The sequence below is a fragment of the Cupriavidus plantarum genome (assembly GCF_905397285.1).
Lineage (GTDB): Bacteria > Pseudomonadota > Gammaproteobacteria > Burkholderiales > Burkholderiaceae > Cupriavidus > Cupriavidus plantarum.
In genome coordinates this window covers 335,130-354,823 of the sequence record NZ_CAJPUX010000003.1, presented here as the reverse complement: position 1 = coordinate 354,823, position 19,694 = coordinate 335,130, and the positions used below count along the sequence as shown (strand labels likewise).

At 66.5% G+C, this 19,694-nt stretch carries 14 protein-coding genes; 7 read left to right on the top strand and 7 right to left on the bottom strand.

The features are described from left to right. The first annotated feature begins 20 nt into the window (after nt 1-20). From KHP16_RS16325 to KHP16_RS16305, 5 genes are all read left to right on the top strand, one after another. A complete protein-coding gene (locus KHP16_RS16325; protein WP_211960675.1) occupies nt 21-611 on the top strand; it encodes a sigma-70 family RNA polymerase sigma factor in 591 nt (196 codons plus the stop codon). Between the two features lie 10 nt (nt 612-621). Next, nucleotides 622-801 (top strand): anti-sigma factor family protein, encoded by a 180-nt coding sequence (locus tag KHP16_RS16320; protein ID WP_115952695.1) that lies wholly within the window; start codon nt 622-624, stop codon nt 799-801. A gap of 138 nt (nt 802-939) precedes the next feature. Continuing rightward, nucleotides 940-2,349, top strand: a complete 1,410-nt coding sequence (argH, locus tag KHP16_RS16315; RefSeq protein WP_109580312.1) for an argininosuccinate lyase — start codon at nt 940-942, stop codon at nt 2,347-2,349. A 163-nt stretch (nt 2,350-2,512) separates the two neighbouring features. Then, nucleotides 2,513-3,055 (top strand): TRAP transporter small permease subunit, encoded by a 543-nt coding sequence (locus KHP16_RS16310; RefSeq protein ID WP_109580311.1) that lies wholly within the window; start codon nt 2,513-2,515, stop codon nt 3,053-3,055. Continuing rightward, entirely contained in the window at nt 3,052-4,806 is a 1,755-nt protein-coding gene (locus KHP16_RS16305; RefSeq protein ID WP_109580310.1) for a TRAP transporter large permease, read from the top strand. The genes KHP16_RS16310 and KHP16_RS16305 overlap by 4 nt, the downstream gene beginning before the upstream one ends. Nucleotides 4,807-4,880: 74 nt before the next feature. Here the strand turns inward: KHP16_RS16305 and KHP16_RS16300 are convergent, their stop codons facing one another. The 4 genes from KHP16_RS16300 to apbC form a co-directional block, all read right to left on the bottom strand. Further along, a complete protein-coding gene (locus KHP16_RS16300; RefSeq protein ID WP_109580309.1) occupies nt 4,881-7,142 on the bottom strand; it encodes an arginine/lysine/ornithine decarboxylase in 2,262 nt (753 codons plus the stop codon). 51 nt (nt 7,143-7,193) lie between these two features. After that, a complete protein-coding gene (gene dcd / locus KHP16_RS16295; RefSeq protein WP_109580308.1) occupies nt 7,194-7,760 on the bottom strand; it encodes a dCTP deaminase in 567 nt (188 codons plus the stop codon). Nucleotides 7,761-7,861: 101 nt separating this feature from the next. Further along, a complete protein-coding gene (locus tag KHP16_RS16290) occupies nt 7,862-8,431 on the bottom strand; it encodes a superoxide dismutase family protein (protein WP_109580307.1) in 570 nt (189 codons plus the stop codon). 88 nt (nt 8,432-8,519) lie between these two features. Then, entirely contained in the window at nt 8,520-9,608 is a 1,089-nt protein-coding gene (apbC, locus tag KHP16_RS16285; RefSeq protein WP_109580306.1) for an iron-sulfur cluster carrier protein ApbC, read from the bottom strand. Between the two features lie 289 nt (nt 9,609-9,897). On the opposite strand from apbC, the gene KHP16_RS16280 reads away from it, so the two are divergent. Both KHP16_RS16280 and metG read left to right on the top strand, forming a co-directional pair. Beyond that, nucleotides 9,898-10,533, top strand: a complete 636-nt coding sequence (locus KHP16_RS16280) for a YiaD family glycine zipper/OmpA-like lipoprotein (protein ID WP_109580305.1) — start codon at nt 9,898-9,900, stop codon at nt 10,531-10,533. Nucleotides 10,534-10,775: 242 nt separating this feature from the next. Further along, the gene (metG, locus tag KHP16_RS16275) at nt 10,776-12,839 is read left to right on the top strand and encodes a methionine--tRNA ligase (protein WP_109580304.1); all 2,064 of its coding nucleotides are present in this window, start codon (nt 10,776-10,778) and stop codon (nt 12,837-12,839) included. Between the two features lie 27 nt (nt 12,840-12,866). Here metG and bamE read toward each other — a convergent pair whose 3' ends face one another. The 3 genes from bamE to KHP16_RS16260 are packed head-to-tail and all read right to left on the bottom strand — an operon-like array spanning nt 12,867 to nt 19,513. Continuing rightward, a complete protein-coding gene (gene bamE / locus KHP16_RS16270; protein ID WP_211960756.1) occupies nt 12,867-13,415 on the bottom strand; it encodes an outer membrane protein assembly factor BamE domain-containing protein in 549 nt (182 codons plus the stop codon). A gap of 57 nt (nt 13,416-13,472) precedes the next feature. After that, nucleotides 13,473-17,690, bottom strand: coding sequence for a translocation/assembly module TamB domain-containing protein (locus tag KHP16_RS16265; RefSeq protein ID WP_211960674.1), 4,218 nt, complete (start codon nt 17,688-17,690; stop codon nt 13,473-13,475). Continuing rightward, nucleotides 17,690-19,513, bottom strand: coding sequence for an autotransporter assembly complex protein TamA (locus tag KHP16_RS16260; RefSeq protein WP_115952700.1), 1,824 nt, complete (start codon nt 19,511-19,513; stop codon nt 17,690-17,692). Before KHP16_RS16260 ends, KHP16_RS16265 begins: the two co-directional genes overlap by 1 nt. Between the last annotated feature and the right edge of the window lie 181 nt (nt 19,514-19,694).

The following is a 19,694-nucleotide window of genomic DNA, read 5'->3' as shown; positions in this document are numbered from 1 at the left end:
GATGGTGGGAGGGTTAGCGCATGAGGCTGTGGTCCACCCCGTTCAACGTGTCCGCCGCGTCGCGAACGACCATGCTGTCGTCGCGCGACGGCGACGATCGCCATGCGGCGGCACGGCACCCCGACGCGCCGCGGGCCACGCCGCTGCAGCCACATGCGGACGCCGCGCACAACCTCGCGCGCTGGCTGTGCGGCAACGCACGCGATGCCGACGCCCTCGCGCAGGCATCGATGCGTCAGGCCGAAGCGGCCATCGACGGCTTCCACGGCGAGCGGCCGCGCACATGGCTGCTCGGGCTGGTCCACGCGACATGGCGCGCGCAGCAGCCGCCGGGCACGCCGCAGCGCGACATGCTGGACCCCGGCATGCCCAGTGCCGGCGACCCGATGCTGCGGCTGCACGAGCAGGACGTGCACCTCGTGCAGGCGGCGCTCGAACGGTTGCCGACGGCCGGGCGCGTCGCCATCGTGCTGCGCGAGCTCGAGGGGCTGCACTATCGCGACATTGCGGCCATCACCGATACGTCCCGCGAGGCCGTGCAGGCCACGCTGTCCCGCGCGCGGCGTCAACTCGCCGCGACCATCGTGCTCCTTCGCTCGTCCACGCCCTGAGGTCTCCGACATGAACTGCAACGATGCCCGCCAGTTGCTCGAGGTTTGCGCCGACGGTGAGCTCGGCGCGGGGGACAGTGTCCGGCTCGAGCATCATCTCGAGGATTGCCCGGACTGTGTGGAGATGCTTGGCGCGTTGCGGACGCTGAGGAAACTCGTCCGCGACGGGGCGACGTATTTCGAAACCTGATGACGACGCCTGAGATGACGATTCCCGCTGAGGATCGTCTTCTGAGGCGACGCGCGCGCCACATCCGCGGCGCATAGGGCGGCTGCCGCGCACGGGTCGGCATATAATCGCGGTTTCCCGTTTTTGCGCCCTGCCGTCATGACTTCCCAACTTGCCAAGAAAGGCGAAGCCTGGTCCGCCCGCTTCACCGAGCCGGTCTCCGACCTCGTGAAGCGTTATACCGCCTCGGTCTTCTTCGACAAGCGCCTCGCGCTGTTCGATATCCAGGGCTCGCTGGCCCACGCGGCCATGCTGGCGAAGCAGGGCATCATCGCCGAAGCCGACCGTGCCGAGATCGAGCGCGGCATGACGCAGATCCGTGGCGAGATCGAAGCCGGCGGCTTCGAGTGGAAGCTCGACCTCGAAGACGTCCATCTGAACATCGAGGCGCGCCTGACCGCGCTGGTCGGAGACGCCGGCAAGCGCCTGCATACGGGCCGCTCGCGTAACGACCAGGTGGCCACCGACATCCGCCTGTGGCTGCGCAGCGAGATCGACAACATCATCGGCCTGCTCGGCGCCCTGCGCGGCGCGCTGCTGGACCTTGCCGAGCAGCACGCCGACACGATCCTGCCGGGCTTCACCCACCTCCAGGTCGCCCAGCCCGTGACGTTCGGCCACCATCTGCTGGCCTACGTGGAGATGTTCACGCGCGACACCGAGCGCATGGCCGACTGCCGCAAGCGCGTCAACCGCCTGCCGCTGGGCGCCGCCGCGCTGGCCGGTACCAGCTACCCGATCGATCGCGAATTTGTCGCGAGCCAGCTCGGCTTCGACGGCGTGTGCCGCAACTCGCTCGACGCCGTTTCCGATCGTGACTTCGCCATCGAATTCTGCGCCGCCGCCGCGCTCGTGATGACGCACGTGTCGCGCTTCTCGGAAGAACTCGTGCTGTGGATGAGCCCGCGCGTCGGCTTCATCGACATCGCCGACCGTTTCTGCACGGGCAGCTCGATCATGCCGCAGAAGAAGAACCCGGACGTGCCCGAACTCGCGCGCGGCAAGACCGGCCGCGTCAACGGCCACCTGATCGGCCTGCTGACGCTGATGAAGGGCCAGCCGCTCGCGTACAACAAGGACAACCAGGAAGACAAGGAGCCGCTGTTCGACACCGTCGATACGGTCGTCGACACGCTGCGCATCTTCGCGGACATGGTGCCCGGCATCACGGTCAAGCCGGACGCGATGCGCGCCGCCGCGCTGCAGGGCTACGCCACCGCGACCGACCTTGCCGACTACCTGGTCAAGCGCGGCCTGCCCTTCCGCGATGCGCACGAGGCCGTGGCCCATGCCGTGCGCGCCTGCGACGTGCGCCAGTGCGATCTGGCCGACCTCACCGTGGCCGAACTGCGCGACGCGTCGGGCCTCGGCGACAAGGCCTCGCTCATCGGTGACGACGTGCATGCCGTACTGACGCTCGAAGGCTCGGTTGCCTCGCGCAACCACATCGGCGGCACCGCGCCCGATCAGGTTCGCGCAGCGATCAGCAACGCACGCGCTGCCCTGTAAGTTTCACGTAAGTCTGCGCAACAAAAAAGCCGCCGAGGCATTCGCCCGGCGGCTTTTTTACGTCTGTACGTTGCGCGCGCGCCATCGATAGGTACAACTACGGAGCGCCGCAGCATTTTGTTACAGATACACTAGGCGCCGCAAAATACGGGGGAGACAACCCATGAACTACTTGCTTGGTCTGTCACGGCAGATCGACAGGTTGAATCAGCACACGGGCAGGCTTGCAAACATCATGATCCTGCTGTCGTGCCTGATCAGCGCAGGAAACGCCCTGCTCCGCTACGGCTTCAACCTCAGCGACAACTGGCCGCTCGAACTGCAGTGGTACATGTTCGCCGTGGCCGTGATGTTCGGCGCGTCTTACACGTTCCAGCGCAACGAGCATGTGCGCGTGGACCTGATCTACGGCAACGTCTCCGAACGCGCCCAGCACTGGATCGACATCTTCGGCATCGTCGTGTTCCTCCTGCCTTCGACGATCCTGTTCACGTGGCTGTCGTGGGATTCGCTGTTCCTGCCCTCGTGGCGCATCCTCGAGCAGTCGGGTAATTCGGGTGGGCTCCCCCGCTACCCGATCAAGCTCGTCGTACCGCTAGGCTTCGCCTTCCTCACCCTGCAAGGCATTTCCGAACTCATCAAGCGCTTTGCCGCCCTCAAGGGCCTCGTGCGCATCGAATCGAAATACGAGAGGCCCGTTCAATGATCCCATTGGAGTACATGCCGCCGCTCATGTTCGGCGGCCTGGTCCTGTTCATGCTGATCGGCTTCCCGGTGGCGTTCTCGCTGTCGGCCGTCGGTCTGGCGTTCGGCTTCCTTGCCATCGAATGGGGCTACTTTCCGATCCAGTTCCTGCAGGCGGTGCCCACGCGCGTGTTCGGCAGCGTGCTGGCCAACGAACTGCTGCTGGCGATCCCGTTCTTCACGTTCATGGGGGCGATTCTCGAAAAATGCGGGCTCGCCGAGGACATGCTCGACTCGATGGGTCAGCTGTTCGGCCCCGTGCGCGGCGGTCTCGGCTATTCGGTGATCATCGTCGGCTTCATCCTCGGCGCGATTACCGGAACGGTGGCCGCGCAGGTCATTGCGATGGCGATGATCTCGCTGCCCGTGATGATGCGCTACCGCTACAACATGAAGTACGCCACCGGCGTGCTGGCCGCGTCGGGCACGATCACGCAGCTGGTGCCGCCGTCGCTCGTGCTCGTGGTGCTGGCCGACCAGCTCAAGACGCCGGCCGGCAGTGCCGACGTGGGCAGCATGTACCTCGGCGCATGGGGCCCGTCGGTCGTGCAGATCGCGCTGTTCGCGCTCTACACCTTCGTGCTCACGCGCATCAAGCCGGACTGGCTGCCGCCCGTGCCCGCGGAAGCGCGCACGCTGCGCGGCTGGGCGCTGTGGGCAAAATGCCTGCGCGGCATCGTCCCCTGCGCGGTGCTGATCTTCCTCGTGCTCGGCACGATCATGCTCGGCATCGCCACGCCGACGGAATCGGGCGCGATGGGCGCCGTCGGCGCGCTCGTGCTGGCCGTGATCCGCGACAAGGGCTTCAACCGCATCGACCGCAACGTCTACCGTGTCGGTATCGCCGCCACGCTCGTGGCCGCCGCAATCGGCGTATTCGCGTTCGGCTCGCACGCGTTCCGCATCCCGCTCGCCGTCGCCTACCTCGTGGTCGTCTGGCTGCTGCTGCGCGCGGGCCAACTCACCGACCTGCGCCTGCTGATCGTCGATGCCTACCAGTCCACGGCGCGCATCACCGCAATGGTCGTGTTCATCCTCATCGGCTCAACCTGCTTCTCGGTGGTGTTCCAGGGCGTCGATGGCGGTGCGTGGGTCGAGCATCTGTTCACCTCGCTGCCAGGCGGCTGGATCGGCTTCCTGATCGTGGTGAACCTGTTCATCTTCTTCCTCGCGTTCTTCCTCGACTTCTTCGAGATCGCGTTCATCGTCGTGCCGATGCTCGCGCCGGTCGCCGTCAAGGTGCTGGCGCCGGTGGTCGCGGACTCGATGGGCGGCAATCCCGAGGCGGCGGCCACGGCCGCGCTGGTCTGGTTCGGCGTGATGCTGTGCGTGAACATGCAGACGTCGTTCATGCACCCGCCGTTCGGCTTCGCGCTGTTCTATCTGCGCGGCATCGCGCCGAAGGAAGTGAAGAGCTCGGACATTTACTGGGGCGCCCTGCCGTGGGTCGGCCTGCAGATGGTCATGGTGCTGCTGGTGATGTTCTGGCCGGGGATGGTGACCATGTTCCTCGACAAGGGATCGCTGAAACACAGCAACTCGGCGGAGATCAGTATTCCGCTTGGAGGTGGCGGGGGAGCGGAGAACGTGCCGCCGCCGACAGCGCCGGCATCGGCGCCGGGTTCCAACTCCGGCTCGCTGGACCTCAACGTGCCCCAGCAGAGCGAGAGCGAACCGGCCGCGCCCCAGTTCGAGTTCGAGAAGAAGAACTGAGCCTCGGGCACGCGAAGCCCCAAAAGAAAAACGCCCCGCAAGGGGCGTTTTTCATGGCAGTGGCGCGCCGGAAGTTATTGCTTCACGCAATCCACGAAGTAGGCCTTCTGGCCATCGATCTCGTCTTCGACGAGCCCATGGATGTCGGTCTCGAATCCCGGGAACAGCTTGTTGAACTCGCGCGCGAACTTCAGGTACTGGACGATCGTGCGATTGAAGCGCTCGCCCGGAATCAGGAGCGGAATGCCCGGGGGGTACGGCGTCAGCAGGATCGCGGTCACGCGGCCCTCGAGTTCGTCCACGGGCACGCGCTCGATCTCGCGGTGCGCCATCATCGCCCACGCGTCGGACGGCTTCATCGCGGGTTCCATGTCCGAGAGGTACATCTCGGTGGTCACGCGCGCGACGTCGTTCGCCTTGTAGACGCTGTGGATCGCATCGCAGAGGTCGCGCAGGCCCATGCGCTCGTATTGCGGATGCCGCGCCACGAACTCGGGCAGCACGCGCCACAGCGGCTGGTTCTGGTCGTAGTCGTCCTTGAACTGCTGCAGCTCGGTCACGAGCGAGTTCCAGCGGCCCTTGGTGATGCCGATCGTGAACATGATGAAGAACGAGTACAGGCCCGTCTTCTCGATGATGATGCCGTGCTCGGCCAGGTACTTGGTGACGATCGCCGCCGGAATGCCGCGGTCGCTGAACTCGCCGTCCACGTCGAGCCCCGGCGTGATGATCGTGGCCTTGATCGGGTCGAGCAGGTTGAAGCCGTCGGCGAGGTCGCCGAAGCCGTGCCAGCGCTCGTTGGCCTTGAGCATCCACTCCTCGCGGTCCGCCATGCCATCCTCGGCCAGCGCGTCCGGGCCCCACACCTTGAACCACCAGTCGCCGTTGTCGGCCACGTAGTCGCCTTCCACCTTGCGCATCGCGCGGCGGAAGTCCAGCGCTTCCTGAATGCTTTCTTCCACCAGCGCGGTGCCGCCCGGCGCTTCCATCATCGCCGCCGCCACGTCGCACGACGCGATGATCGAGTACTGCGGACTCGTCGAGGTGTGCATCAGGTACGCCTCGTTGAACCGGTAGCGGTCCAGCTTGCGCGTCTCGGAGTCCTGCACGAGGATCTGCGACGCCTGCGACAGGCCTGCCAGCAGCTTGTGCGTGGACTGCGTCGCGAACACGAGCGCGTCCTTGCTGCGCGGACGGCCGCGGCCGATCGCGTGCATGTTGTGATAGAAGTCGTGGAACGACGCATGCGGCAGCCACGCTTCATCGAAATGCAGCGTGTCGATTTCGGTCGCCAGCATCTCCTTGATCTGCTCGGCGTTGTACAGCACGCCGTCGTACGTGCCCTGCGTCAGCGTCAGGATGCGCGGCTTCTGGTTCGCGGCCTTGCTCGCGAACGGGTGCGCGGCGATCTTGCGTCGAATCGTCTCGGGGTCGAACTCGCTCTTCGGAATCGGGCCGATGATGCCGTAGTGATTGCGCGTCGGCATCAGGAACACCGGAATCGCGCCCGTCATCATGATCGCGTGCAGGATCGACTTGTGGCAGTTGCGGTCCACCACGACGATATCGCCGGGGGCCACGTTCGCGTGCCACACCATCTTGTTCGACGTGGACGTGCCGTTGGTCACGAAGTACATGTGATCCGAGTTGAAGATCCGCGCGGCGTTGCGCTCGGATGCGGCAACCGGACCCGTGTGGTCAAGCAGCTGGCCCAGCTCGTCCACGGCGTTGCAGACGTCGGCGCGCAGCATGTTCTCGCCGAAGAACTGGTGGAACACCTGGCCCACGGGGCTCTTCAGAAACGCCACGCCGCCCGAGTGGCCCGGGCAGTGCCACGAATACGAGCTGTCCTGCGCGTAGTCGATCAGCGCCTTGAAGAACGGCGGCGCCAGCGAATCGAGGTACACCTTCGCTTCGCGGATGATGTGCCGCGCCACGAATTCCGGCGTGTCCTCGAACATATGGATGAAACCATGCAGTTCGCGCAGGATGTCGTTCGGAATATGCCGCGACGTGCGAGTCTCGCCGTACAGGAAGATCGGCAGGTCCGAATTGCGGCGGCGCACTTCGTTGACGAACGCGCGCAGCTTCTCGATCGCGGCCGCTTCGGGCTGGTCGTCGGCGCGCACGAACTCGTCATCGTCGATCGACACGATGAACGTGGACGCCCGGCTGGCCTGCTGGGCGAACGACGTCAGATCGCCGTAACTGGTCAGGCCCATCACCTCCATGCCCTCGGCCTCGATGGCCTGCGCGAGCGCGCGGATGCCCGAGCCGGAAATGTTCTCGGAGCGGAAGTCTTCATCGATGATGATGACGGGAAAGCGGAATTTCATCGGGCGTCCTCGGAGAAAATTGGACTTAAAGCAGGCCGCATTATGATGCGGTCAGGTCTTCGGCAATGTGACACCGTGCTGACCCTGGTACTTGCCGCCACGGTCGCGGTACGAGGTCTCGCAGACCTCGTCGCTCTCGAAGAACAGCACCTGTGCGCAGCCTTCGCCCGCGTAGATCTTCGCGGGCAGCGGCGTGGTATTGGAGAACTCGAGCGTCACGTAGCCTTCCCATTCGGGCTCGAACGGTGTCACGTTGACGATGATGCCGCAGCGGGCATACGTGCTCTTGCCCAGGCAGATGGTGAGCACGCTGCGCGGAATCCGGAAATATTCCATCGTGCGCGCCAGCGCGAACGAGTTCGGCGGGATGATGCAAACATCGCCCTTGAAGTCGACAAACGACTTCTCGTCGAAGTTCTTCGGATCGACGATGGTGCTGTTGATATTGGTGAAGATCTTGAATTCGTCGGCACAGCGAATGTCGTAGCCGTAGCTGGACGTGCCGTAGGACACGATCTTGCGGCCGTCCTGCTCGCGGACCTGGCCCGGCTCGAACGGCTCGATCATGCCTTGCTGCTCCGCCATGCGGCGGATCCACTTGTCGGACTTGATGCTCATAGGATGTAAAAAGGGGCCGGCGGCCCCTGCCGCGCGATGAGGCCGGATTGTACAGGCATCCGCCGGCCGGCTACGGCATCGGTCCGACCCCGGTCCGCCGATCAGATCGCCGCGACCACCCCGCAGGCGATGCGGCCGCCCGAATTGCCGGTGGGCTGGGTCCGGTAGTCGTCCGGATCCTTGTGCACGACCACGGCGCGGCCGATCACGCTCGACGCGCCCGGTGCCACCGTGACGTCCTTCATCACGAACTGCACGCGCACGTTGCCGTTGGCGTCGGCGGTCAGGTTGTTCATGTCGCCGGCGTGATGGTCGCCCATCGCCATCTGTCCGTGCGGCTTCGCGGTCGGGTTGAAATGGCCGCCGGCGCTCATCGCGTCGGGCGCCGAGCAATCGCCCTTCTCGTGGACATGGAACCCATGCACAGAGCCCGGCGCGAGGCCCGTCACGGACACCGTGACGAGGGTACCGCCCGATTGCTGCTCGAACGTGACGCGCCCTCCGGTATTGGTCCCGCTCTTGGCGACCAGCGGGGCCGCGGCCTTCGCGCCGCCGCCCGCCGGTGCCGCCGCGCTGGCGGTCTCGCCGCTGCGCTGGTCGCCCATCATGCCGCAGCCCGCGATAGCTGCCGCGGCCGCGCCGATTGCCAAACCGAAAAGTACACGTTTCATACAAACCTCCTCACGGTGAATGTGGCCGCGATTTTATCGCTGGCTTATGGGCGGCTTCGTGATGACGACATCACGGCTCGCACGGTTCTCAGGTGTTCTGCACGACGATGCTCGGGAACTTGTTGGTCATGTCCTTCGCCTTGTCCGCGACCTTGATCGCCACCTTGCGCGCGACTTCGCGGTAGATCGCCGCGATCGCGCCATCAGGCTCGGCCACGACAGTCGGACGGCCGGCGTCTGCCTGCTCGCGGATCGACAGGTTCAGCGGCAGGCTGCCCAGCATGTCCACGTGGTACTCGGCGCTCATGCGCTTGCCGCCGCCTTCGCCGAAGATATGCTCGACGTGACCGCAGTTCGGGCAGCAGTACACCGCCATGTTTTCGACGATGCCGAGGATGGGAATGCCCACCTTCTCGAACATCTTGAGGCCCTTCTTGGCGTCCAGCAGCGCGATGTCCTGCGGCGTGGTCACGATCACGGCGCCCGTCACCGGGACCTTCTGCGACAGCGTCAGCTGGATGTCCCCGGTGCCCGGCGGCATGTCGACGATCAGGTAGTCGAGATCGCTCCAGTTGGTCTGGCGCAGCAGCTGTTCCAGCGCCGAGGTCACCATCGGGCCGCGCCACACCATGGGGTTGTCCTGCTCGATCAGGAAACCGATCGAGTTGGCCTGGATGCCATGGCCCTCGAGCGGCGCCATGGTCTGGCCGTCGGTGGACTCCGGACGGCCGCTGATGCCGAGCATCATCGGCAGGCTCGGGCCGTAGATGTCCGCATCCAGCATGCCCACCCGGGCGCCTTCGGCGGCCAGCGCCAGCGCCAGGTTCACGGCTGTGGTCGATTTGCCCACGCCGCCCTTGCCGGACGCCACGGCGATCACGTTCTTGACGCCGGGCAGCAGTTTCACGCCACGCTGCACCGCATGCGCGACGATCTTCATCGTCACCGCCGCGCTCACGTTGCCGACGCCCGGCAGCTTGCGCAGGGCGCCGATCACGAGCTGGCGGATCGGTTCGATCTGGCTCTTGCCAGGATAACCAAGCTCCACTTCCAGGGAGATATCCGCACCGTCCACACGGATATTGCGGGCCGAACGCGAAGACACGAGGTCGCGGCCGGTGTTGGGATCGATGACGGAACGCAGGGCTTCGGTTACCTGCTCAATGGTGAGGCTCAAGACGGTCTCCGCTTTGTAGGGGATCAATTAGTCGCAAACGAGGCGCGGTGCCCCGGACAGGGGCCAGCTTAACAGTGAGTGTGCGATTACAGACATTTACATCTCTCACAGTCTGGCGCTTGTGCACCGCGCGGCATATGCCTATTGTAGTGCGCCTGTCACCGCTGCATCCGTACGCTTGCACAGCATGAGATACGGACGAACGCTGACAGCCGAATCTGCGCAAAGGCCGTTACCATGCGGTATGCCGTCGGTAAGACATTCAAGGGAAACCTCAGAAGGAGAAAGCATGCACGCGAAGTTCGCCATCGTCCCGCTAGTCGCCACGCTTCTGGTGGCCGGCTGCGCCACGGAACAGCAGACCCACACCGCCGTTGGGACCGGCGTGGGCGCCGCCGTCGGCGCCGGGCTTGGTAACCTGATTGGTGGCAATACGACCGGTACGCTGGTCGGCGCCGCCGTGGGCGGCGCCCTGGGCGGCGCGACGGGCTACAACTGGAACGCCATCCGGGGCAAGCTTAGCAAGGACACGGCCGGTACGGGCACCCAGATCACCGAGCAGCCGGACGGTTCGCTCAAGGTGAACATTCCGAGCCAGGTGACGTTCGATACGGACAGCGCCTCGATCAAGCCGTCGTTCCGCAGCGTGCTGGACCAGGTGGCGCAGACGCTGGGCCAGCATCAGGACGTGACCGCGAACGTCGTCGGCCATACGGACAGCACGGGCAACGCCCAATACAACATGCAGCTTTCGCAGCGCCGCGCCCAGAGCGTGGCGTCGTATCTGGGTGATCGCGGCGTCGCGCGCAACCGCCTGACCGCCGAAGGCCGGGGCCAGACGCAGCCCGTGGCGGACAACGCCACCGAAGCCGGACGCGCCCAGAATCGCCGGGTCGAAATATTTTTGAAACCAATTCAGGGATAAGCGAGTCATAGAGTTCAGGTGCCGCTTGCTACCGATTGCTGGCTCGCGATAGGTGGCTGACCTCCCGGGCGGTGCCTGATTTCTCCTCCTTTTCCGTTGTGGAAAGCTGCGCCGGTATCGACCGGCGCTTTTTTTTTGCCCGGCGCTCCAATCTCCAACCGCCGTCCCCACCCGACGCCGCCACCGTCGGCGCTTCCGCTAGAATAGCCGTTTCCCTCTTCGCATTACCCATCGGCTCCCCTATGACCGCCCGTCGCATCCTCGTCACGTCAGCCCTCCCCTACGCCAACGGCCAGATTCACATCGGCCACCTGGTCGAGTACATCCAGACCGACATCTGGGTGCGCTTCCAGCGCATGATGGGCAACGAGGTGTACTACGTCGGCGCCGATGACACGCACGGCACGCCCGTCATGCTCCGCGCGGAGAAGGAAGGCATCACGCCCAGGCAGCTGATCGACCGCGTCTGGGCCGAGCACAAGCGCGACTTCGACAGCTTCCTGGTCTCGTTCGACAACTACTACAGCACCGACTCGGACGAGAACCGCGTGCTGAGCGAGAAGATCTACCTCGCGCTGAAGGCCGAGAACCTGATCGATGCGCGCGATGTCGAGCAGTTCTACGATCCGGTGAAGGAAATGTTCCTGCCGGACCGCTTCATCAAGGGCGAGTGCCCGAAGTGCCATGCGAAGGACCAGTACGGCGATTCGTGCGAGGTCTGCGGCACGACGTACGCGCCGACCGACCTGATCAACCCGTACTCGACCGTCTCGGGCGCGACGCCCGTGCGCAAGTCGTCGACGCACTACTTCTTCAAGCTGTCCGATCCGCGCTGCGAGACGTTCCTGCGCGAATGGGTGGCGGACCTCGCGCAGCCCGAGGCCACCAACAAGATGCAGGAATGGCTCGGCGCCGACGGCGAGGCGTCGACGCTCTCCGACTGGGACATCTCGCGCGACGCGCCGTATTTCGGCTTCGAGATTCCCGGCGCGCCGGGCAAGTACTTCTATGTGTGGCTCGACGCCCCGATCGGCTACTACGCGAGCTTCAAGAACCTGTGCGACCAGCGCGGCATCGACTTCGACGCCTGGGTGGGTCCGCACTCGACCGCCGAGCAGTATCACTTCATCGGCAAGGACATCCTGTACTTCCACACGCTGTTCTGGCCCGCGATGCTGCGTTTCTCCGGCCATCGCACGCCGACCAACGTCTTCGCGCATGGCTTCCTGACCGTCGATGGCGCCAAGATGAGCAAGTCGCGCGGCACGTTCATTACCGCGCAGAGCTATATCGACACGGGCATGAACCCGGAGTGGCTGCGCTATTACTTCGCCGCCAAGCTCAACGCGAGCATGGAAGACCTCGACCTGAACCTCGACGACTTCATCGCGCGCGTGAACAGCGACCTCGTGGGCAAGTACGTCAATATCGCGAGCCGCGCGGCGGGCTTCCTCGTCAAGCGTTTCGACGGCAAGGTCGATGACGGCGCGCTGGCGCATCCGCTGCTGCTGCAACTGCGCGAGGCCGCTCCGCAGATCGCGGCGCTCTATGAAGCGCGGGAATACAGCAAGGCGCTGCGCCTCGTCATGGAGCTCACTGACAACGTGAATGCGTTCGTCGATACCGAGAAGCCGTGGGAACTGGCGAAGGACGAGTCGAAGCGCGGGGCGCTGCAGGCGGCGTGCTCGGTGTGCCTGGAGGCGTTCCGTCTGCTGACCGTGTACCTGAAGCCCGTGCTGCCGACGATGGCGGCCAATGTGGAACGCTTCCTGAACGTCGAGCCGCTCGACTGGCGCGCGATCGATACGCAGCTGTCGTCGTCGCGTCCGGTGCAGCCGTACTCGCACCTGATGACGCGCGTCGATGGCAAGCAGGTGGAAGCGCTGCTCGCGGCCAACCGCGAATCGCTGCAGGCCGCGGCACCGGCGGCGACCGAAGGTGCCACCGCGATCGAACCGATTGCCGAGACCATCACGATCGACGACTTCGCAAAGGTGGACCTGCGCGTGGCCAGGATCGTGGACTGCCAGAAGGTGGAGGGCTCGAACAAGCTGCTGCAGCTCACGCTGGACCTCGGCGAGGGCAAGACGCGCAACGTGTTTTCGGGAATCCAGTCGGCTTACTCGCCCGAGCAGCTCGTGGGCAAGCTCACGGTCATGGTGGCGAACCTGGCGCCGCGCAAGATGAAGTTCGGCGTGTCGGAGGGCATGGTGCTGGCCGCCAGCGCGGCGGACGAGAAGGCCACCCCGGGCCTCTGGATCCTGGAACCGCACGAAGGCGCGGTCCCGGGCATGCGCATCCGCTGAGCTTTGTACGGTTGGGGGCTCCCGCCCTCAACCTCCCTGCTGCCGGGAAGGATCATCGCTCCGCGATGTCGTCGTCACCGTCCCCTGCGGGTTGAAATGCACGTTGAAGAACGCCCGGTCCGTGGGCGTTTCGTGCCACCGATAGCCCCACACCTCCTCCTGCTTCAGCGCGAATTTCTCGATCCTGGTCGGCTTGCCGAGCATGCGCCGCACCGCATCCTGACTGATCCCCGGCCGTACCCGCGCGAAGTTCTCCGCGGTGAGCACCTGCTCGATGCTGCGGACCGTATTGTCGGGGCCGATCGTCACCATCCACGTCGTCCCGCCCTCCGGCCCCCGCGGATACTCCAGCCGGCGGCCGCCATCGGATTCCTCCCAGACGATCTCAGGCTTGCCCGCCTGCCGGCGGATATCGTCCTCGGTCGACCGGCCGATCTCGATGCCCTTGAACAGCTGGCTGTCCGGCTTGACGCTGTTCCACACGCCCCGCGCGGTATCGCCCGCTTTCTTCATCGCTTCATCGACCTTCTGCTGGTCGCAGCCAAACAGTCCAAGCAAGGCGGCAAACATTCCCATGGCGGCAAGGCGTCGTGCTGACGCGTCAGAATTTCGCATATCGGCTCCTGTGGGCAATCAACGCTTGATCGCCTCGACCGGATCGCCCGCGGGCTCGCTGGCCGGCCGGCCATCGGGCGTCAGGTCCGGATCCACGTCGGTCGTCCGTCGGTTGGTACTGCCCGAGAACAGCGTACTCCAGTTGTTGAACCGGCGGTTGAACAGCACGGACAGCCCGTTGATCGACCCGCCCTTGGCAATCAGCGACCACCGCCGCGAGAACGCCCACGTCAGCTTCACGATGTTGGACGCCGACGTCAGGCTCTGCTCGTAGCCCACCGAGATCTGCTCCGTCACGGCCTTGCCCACGCTCACCACCTGCTGGTCGTTCAGGCCCGCCGTACTCGGCCCGATCGAGAACTCGTCGATGCCGAAATGCTGGACGATTCCCTTGCCCGCGCGCCCGCCGATCATGCCGAGCGCCGCACCGCCAAGCGCCCCGCCGCTGAGCTGCCGTTGCTGCCCGGCGCCCGCGCTCTCGGCCCCGTAGCCGAACATCAGCCACGACAGCTTGTCCTCGTCGGGCACGTTGGGCTCCGACACCAGCCGCACCCGCGGCAGCCGCACGGTGCCCGTCACCTCGACGCCGGCCTCGACTTCCTGATTGCGGCGCATCGCGCGGATATTGATGTTCGGATTGCCGATCGGCCCGTTGAAGTTCACGATGCCGCGTTCGATGTTGAGCTTGCGCCCGAACGCCTCGTACGTGCCATCGACCACGCGGACCGTGCCTGTCGCGCGCATCGGCGTGAGCGGCGCGCTCGCGATACCCAGTTGCCCAGCAAGCAGCAGGTCCGCGCCTGCACCGCGGAAGCGGAAGTTGTTGCCGAGGTCGATCGCGACGTCGATCACCGGGCTGAACTGGCTCGTCGGCTTGTCCTCGGGCACCGGCGCATTCGCCGTGGGCAATTCGCGCTGGTCCCGGCGGCGAATGACCACGACGTCGTCGCCAAGCTCCGGCGCGCCCGCCTTCGGCAGATCGAACAGCCCGCGATCGACGCGGAACTTGCCGCGGATCGTGAGCTTGCGGTCCTCGTTCGCGATGCCCGCCTCGCCGGAGACGATCAGCGTGCGCTCCGGGCTCGCGAACAGTTGCAGCTTGTCCGCGACGATCTTGCCCGTGATGTTGGGGTCGGACTCGCCAAACTTGACCGCTCCCGTCGCGGTAAGCGTGCCGTCGCCCCCGCGGAAGCGCACCTGCTTCAGTTCCACGGTGTTCTGGTCGAGCACGACCTGCACGACGCCATCGGTCAGGCGAATGCCCAGGTCGTACAGCGTCACGCCGATGCCGCTGCCATCGACATTCCCGGTCAGCAGTGGCTTGCCAACCGTGCCGGCAAGCCTGAGGTTCGCGGCGAGCTTGCCTTCGAGCGCGTACTGCGGCCCGGTGAACGATTCGAGCGACTTCAAGCGCGGGATATCGAACGCCACCGTGCCATCGAGCGTCGAGGGCGGCCCGACGGTTTGCAGCCCCTGCTCGGTGACAAGGCCCGCCGACGCGTCGACGACGATCCGCCCGATGCGTTCCGCCACGGTACCGCCGCGCAGCGCGATGCGGTTGCCCGCGATATCGGCGCGCAGCTTCGTCTCGCCCAGGCCGAGCGCCGTCCATCCGCGTCCCGCATTGATCGACGCATCGCCGGACCGCCGGCGGATTTCGGCAAACCCGGACGCCGTCTCCGCGAGCGCGAGGTTCCACTTGCCGTCGAGCACGAGGTCGGACCGCACGGGCGGCGCCTCGCCGCTGAATAGCGCCGCGAGCTCGAGCACATGCGCCACGCGCACGCCGTCGATCGCCCCCGCGGTGCGGATGCGGCCATGGTCCCAGTCGAGCCCATCGACGGCGAGCGTGGCCTGATCGAAGGCGAATCGTGCCGCGCCGAGCTTGATGTGCTGGTCCGCCACCAGCAGCGTCGTGGGCGCGGTCAGGCGGAGATTGACGGTGCCGCGCTCTTCGAGCGTGCGGATGGTGCCGTTCCATCCCCCGCCGTTTCGATTGCCGCCCTGCCACGCCCCCTGCCCCGCGAGGTTCAGCTGCACCGGCTTGCGCCGCACGGTGCCCACGGCCTTTGCGTCGAACGTGTGGTTCGCCTGCGTGCCGGCAAGGTTCGCGTCGAGCGTGCGGATCGCCGCGTCGGGCCCCTGATAGTCGCGCGCGGTCAGTTGCGCGGACAGCGTGCCGTCCAGTCCGCCGCGTAACTCGGCATGCCCGCTGGCGCTCGCCACCTTGTGCGGACCGAAGACGAGTCCCTGCGCGCTGTAGTCGCCGACGACCTCAGGTCGCTTCATCGTGCCCGTGATCTCCGCATCGACCTTCGCGCGCCCCGCCACACCGAACTTGAGGCGGTCCAGCTGCGGCGCATCGATGGCCACCTTGAGCCGGTCTCCGCGCGCGCCGAAGCTGCCGCGCAGGTTCACCTGATTGCCCGCCATGCTTAGCGACGCTTCGCTCGGCAGCAGCCGCTCGCCCTCGAGGCGGATCTTGCCGTTGCCGGTCATCGGCAGCCCCGCGTACTCGCTCTCGCGCAACGCGAAGTCGACCGCCACGCGGAGCAGGTCCTTCGCCGACCCCGCTGCCAGCGAGCCCGTGGTGGAGAAGTCCGCATTGATCCGGCCGGGCGCCACCCTGGCCACGCGCGCGGGATCGAAATTGGCGAGCTTGCCCTTGAACTGGAACGCCTGCTCGTCCTTGAGCGCGAGCTTGCCGTCGGCCGTCAGCGTGCCGGCACCGATACCCGCGCGCAGCGCCGTGAGCGTCACCGCTTCCTCGTCGACACGCGCATCGGCGAACAGCTTGAGTTCGCCACCGGCGAGGTCGAGCGCCACGCTCTGCCGGCCCGGCTCGAGCCGCAGGATCACCGGGCCCGCGAGCCGCGTGGGCACGAGCGCGGTGTGCAGCGCGGCCACGTCGAGCCGCCGCACGTCGAGATCGAAACCGCCGCGCCCCTCCCGCAGCATGCCCTGCCCGAGAATCTCGCCCTTGCCCAGCAGCGCGATGCGCAGGTCCCGCACGCTCTGCGCGGTCTCGCTGAGTTCGACGCGCGCGCGCACCGATTCCACGGGCAGCCGCTCCTTGTCGATCGGGCCCGGCTCGAGATTGCGCACGGTAAGCTCGCCGGCGACGGCCAGCGGCCGCGTGGCCGATGCGGGCGTACCGGGTGTACCGGGAGCAAGGGGCGTCGGCACCGGCGCGGAAGCCGAGGCCGCCGATGCCGCGGCCACCGCGCTGGCGGCCGTCTGGCCCGGCTGCGGCCGCGCGATCACGGGCGGCGGCGCCACGGCCTCGACGGGCCGCAGCTCCGCGTGCACGGTGAGGTTGGCCTGCGGTGCGCCGGGGCTGAACAGCCGCGGGTTGATGCGTTCGCCATCGACGAGCAGATGCGTGAAGGGCACGGGGCCGAACGGCGTGACCTCCGCGGTGGCACGGCCGCGGATCCGGTCGCCCGTCGCCTCCACCTGCGCGCGCAGTGCATCGAGCGAGCCCGTCACCGTGGCGGACAAGGCAAAGGTTTCCTTCTGCCACTCGCCTTCGAGCAGCGCTTCTGCCGTAAGCGGGTAAGGCCGGGGACCGGCAAGCTGCGCGTTGGCCTGCAGCTTGCCGTAGGGCGTGACGAGCCGATCGACGGTCAGCCGGTGGCGCGCGCCATCCGAATGCAGCGCGGCCGAAAGGTCCTTGAACACCAGCGGCGTGGCGGTCGGCGCGTTCCCCTGCGTCACCGACAGCTGCGCGAGCGTCAGCGTATCGACATCGATGGCGAGCGGAAGCGACAGCGAGTCCGGCATGCGTGCCGGCGTGCGGTCGGCAGGCTCGGGGGCGGCGGGCGGCAGCTTCGCGTCCACGTTGCCGATGCGCAGGTCCTGCACATGCAGCCGCGCCGGGGACCACACGAACGACCATGTGCCATCGATGCGATCGATCGTCACGCGCGTCGTGGCGTCGCCTTCGCCGCTCGCGTACACCAGGTTGCGCAACCGCAGGCCCGTCGCCACGGTGCCGCCCTCGTACTCGCCCGCGAGCATCCCCGCGGAGAGTCGCGTGGCCACCGACCACAGCTGGCGCGTGCCGCCTTCGGTGCGCAGCGCGAGCACCAGGGCGCCGATCGCCAGCACCACCAGCAGCAGGAGGATCAGGCCGATCCATGCGAGCACGCGCCAGACCCGCCTCCGGGGCTTGCGCGTGGGGCGCGGGGCGTCGTCGTCGGGACGCGGCACGGGCGGCATGTCCGGCATGTTCATCAGAACGCCACCCCCAGCGAGATATGCGGCCGGAATTGGTTCTGCTGGATACCGTAGCCGAGATCGAGCTGCAGCGGACCCACCGGGCTGCGCCAGCGCGCGCCGACCCCCACGCCGTTGTACAGCGTGATGCCCTGTATCGAATTGGTCGCCGTGCCCACGTCCCAGAATACCGCTACGCCCCAGTCGGGCTTGAACCAGTACTGGTACTCGAGACTGCCGGTGCCGAGATAGCGGGCGGGGAGCACGCTCGCGCCGTTCGGCGTGCCGATGGACTGATAGCTGTAGCCGCGGATCGAATCGGTGCCGCCCGCGCGGAACCGCAGCGAGGCGGGCACCTTGGCCGGATCGGACGAGGTCAGGTCCGCGCCAAGTTCGAGCCGCGCGATGAACAGGTCGCGCGTGCCCACGGGCACGTACTGGCGGATGCGGCCATAGAGCCGCAGGAACGTGGCATCCGACAGCACATGCTTGGCCGCCACGCCGACCTGCGTGTTGATCACGTTGCCCCGGCGCGGGAACACGGGGTTGTCCACATCGCGGCGCGTCCACGCGAATGCGGGCACCAGCGCCTTGGAGATCTGCGCCTCCTGCCCATACGGCAGCAGGTTGTCGTAATAGAAGTCAAGCGACCACGTGGTGTCGTACTTCTCGCGCGATCGCGAGCGCTTGAGGCCGGTACGCCAGCTCGTCAGGTCGGTGCTCTCGATGTCGATCGTGCGTTCGTAGCTGCCGTACAGGCTGTTGCGGTAGGTGTGCGAGTCCGGCGGCATCGCCGTCTCCAGAAACGCATACTGGCGCTTCTGTTCGATCCGCGCCTGCGAGTCGAAGACCCACGCGCGGTTGAACAGGTTGTAGTAGGAGTAGCGCCCTTCCACCTGCGCGCCGGTGTCCGTCGTGAAACCGACACCGGAGGTGAGCCGGTGCACCGGATACTCGCGCACGCGCACGCTCACGGGCGCGATCACGGTGCCCGGCTTGTCCGCGTCGGGCTCCGGATCCTCGAGGTCCACCTGCGCGTTGGAGAAGTACGGCTGGTTCTGGATCGCGCGCTGGAGCTCCAGCAGCCGCTCCACGCGATAGGGCTCGCCCTCGGACAACGGATTGACGTTGCGGATGATCTGCTCGGGATAGCGGCGCGTCCCCGAAATCCTGACGGGGCCGAGGATATAGGCCGGACCGCTGTCGTACTTTGCGGTCAGGTCCGCCGCATGCTCGTCCGCTTCCACCCGCGCGCGGGAGGACGCGAGCTTCGCCCCGTAGTAGCTTTTGCTCTGCAGCGTCAGCAGCGCGTCTTCCTTTGCCTTGTCCCAGTCGGACTGCCGGAACGGGTCGCCGACGGGCAGCCCCCATTTGGCGCGCATCTCGGCCACCTGCTCCGGCGATTGCGTGGCGGCCGGGCCGGTTACCGACACATCGACGCTGCGGATCAGCGTGCGGGCCCCGGCATCGACTGTCACATGGACGACGCGGCTGTTCCCCTCGCCCTCCACGCGCGCGGTCGTGGTCGGGTCGAACCAGCCCTCGGTGGACGCGAACTGGCGCACCTGGTCGCCGACGGTTTCCACCATGTACTGGAACTGGTCATCGGACAGGTCCGTGCGGCTGGCGTACCGGGCCAGGTCCAGATGCTCCTTGAGGATGTCCTCGAGCGGCTTCGGCGCGTCCACTTCCACCTTGTAGGTCGCGGCGGCGGGCGCCGCGTGCAATGCGCACGCGCATAGCAGCACGAGCGCCGCGCGTGGGAACGATGCGGCCCGGGGGGGCCGTAACAAGCGTAGAAGAAGGGTCGTGGCGGCGCGGCGGCCCCGGTCTCTCGTCATCCGTCAGATCGAACCAGCGAAGTCGCTATTTGACCACACCCGGCGCCCCGCGACTGCGACAAATCGGCCACGGAGGCGGCTTTCAGGGCGACGGCGGGCGCCGGATGCCGATTCCGCGCAATTTCGTCAGCGAACGGCGCCGATACGGTAAAATCCAGCCCCACCACACCAACTCGCCCCC

Coding starts and splice junctions, on each gene's coding strand:
- KHP16_RS16325 (WP_211960675.1), top strand. CDS start 21: ATGAGGCTGTGGTCCACCCCGTTCAACGTGTCCGCCGCGTCGCGAACG.
- KHP16_RS16320 (WP_115952695.1), top strand. CDS start 622: ATGAACTGCAACGATGCCCGCCAGTTGCTCGAGGTTTGCGCCGACGGT.
- argH (WP_109580312.1), top strand. CDS start 940: ATGACTTCCCAACTTGCCAAGAAAGGCGAAGCCTGGTCCGCCCGCTTC.
- KHP16_RS16310 (WP_109580311.1), top strand. CDS start 2,513: ATGAACTACTTGCTTGGTCTGTCACGGCAGATCGACAGGTTGAATCAG.
- KHP16_RS16305 (WP_109580310.1), top strand. CDS start 3,052: ATGATCCCATTGGAGTACATGCCGCCGCTCATGTTCGGCGGCCTGGTC.
- KHP16_RS16300 (WP_109580309.1), bottom strand. CDS start 7,142: ATGAAATTCCGCTTTCCCGTCATCATCATCGATGAAGACTTCCGCTCC.
- dcd (WP_109580308.1), bottom strand. CDS start 7,760: ATGAGCATCAAGTCCGACAAGTGGATCCGCCGCATGGCGGAGCAGCAA.
- KHP16_RS16290 (WP_109580307.1), bottom strand. CDS start 8,431: ATGAAACGTGTACTTTTCGGTTTGGCAATCGGCGCGGCCGCGGCAGCT.
- KHP16_RS16280 (WP_109580305.1), top strand. CDS start 9,898: ATGCACGCGAAGTTCGCCATCGTCCCGCTAGTCGCCACGCTTCTGGTG.
- metG (WP_109580304.1), top strand. CDS start 10,776: ATGACCGCCCGTCGCATCCTCGTCACGTCAGCCCTCCCCTACGCCAAC.
- bamE (WP_211960756.1), bottom strand. CDS start 13,415: ATGGGAATGTTTGCCGCCTTGCTTGGACTGTTTGGCTGCGACCAGCAG.
- KHP16_RS16265 (WP_211960674.1), bottom strand. CDS start 17,690: ATGAACATGCCGGACATGCCGCCCGTGCCGCGTCCCGACGACGACGCC.
- KHP16_RS16260 (WP_115952700.1), bottom strand. CDS start 19,513: ATGACGAGAGACCGGGGCCGCCGCGCCGCCACGACCCTTCTTCTACGC.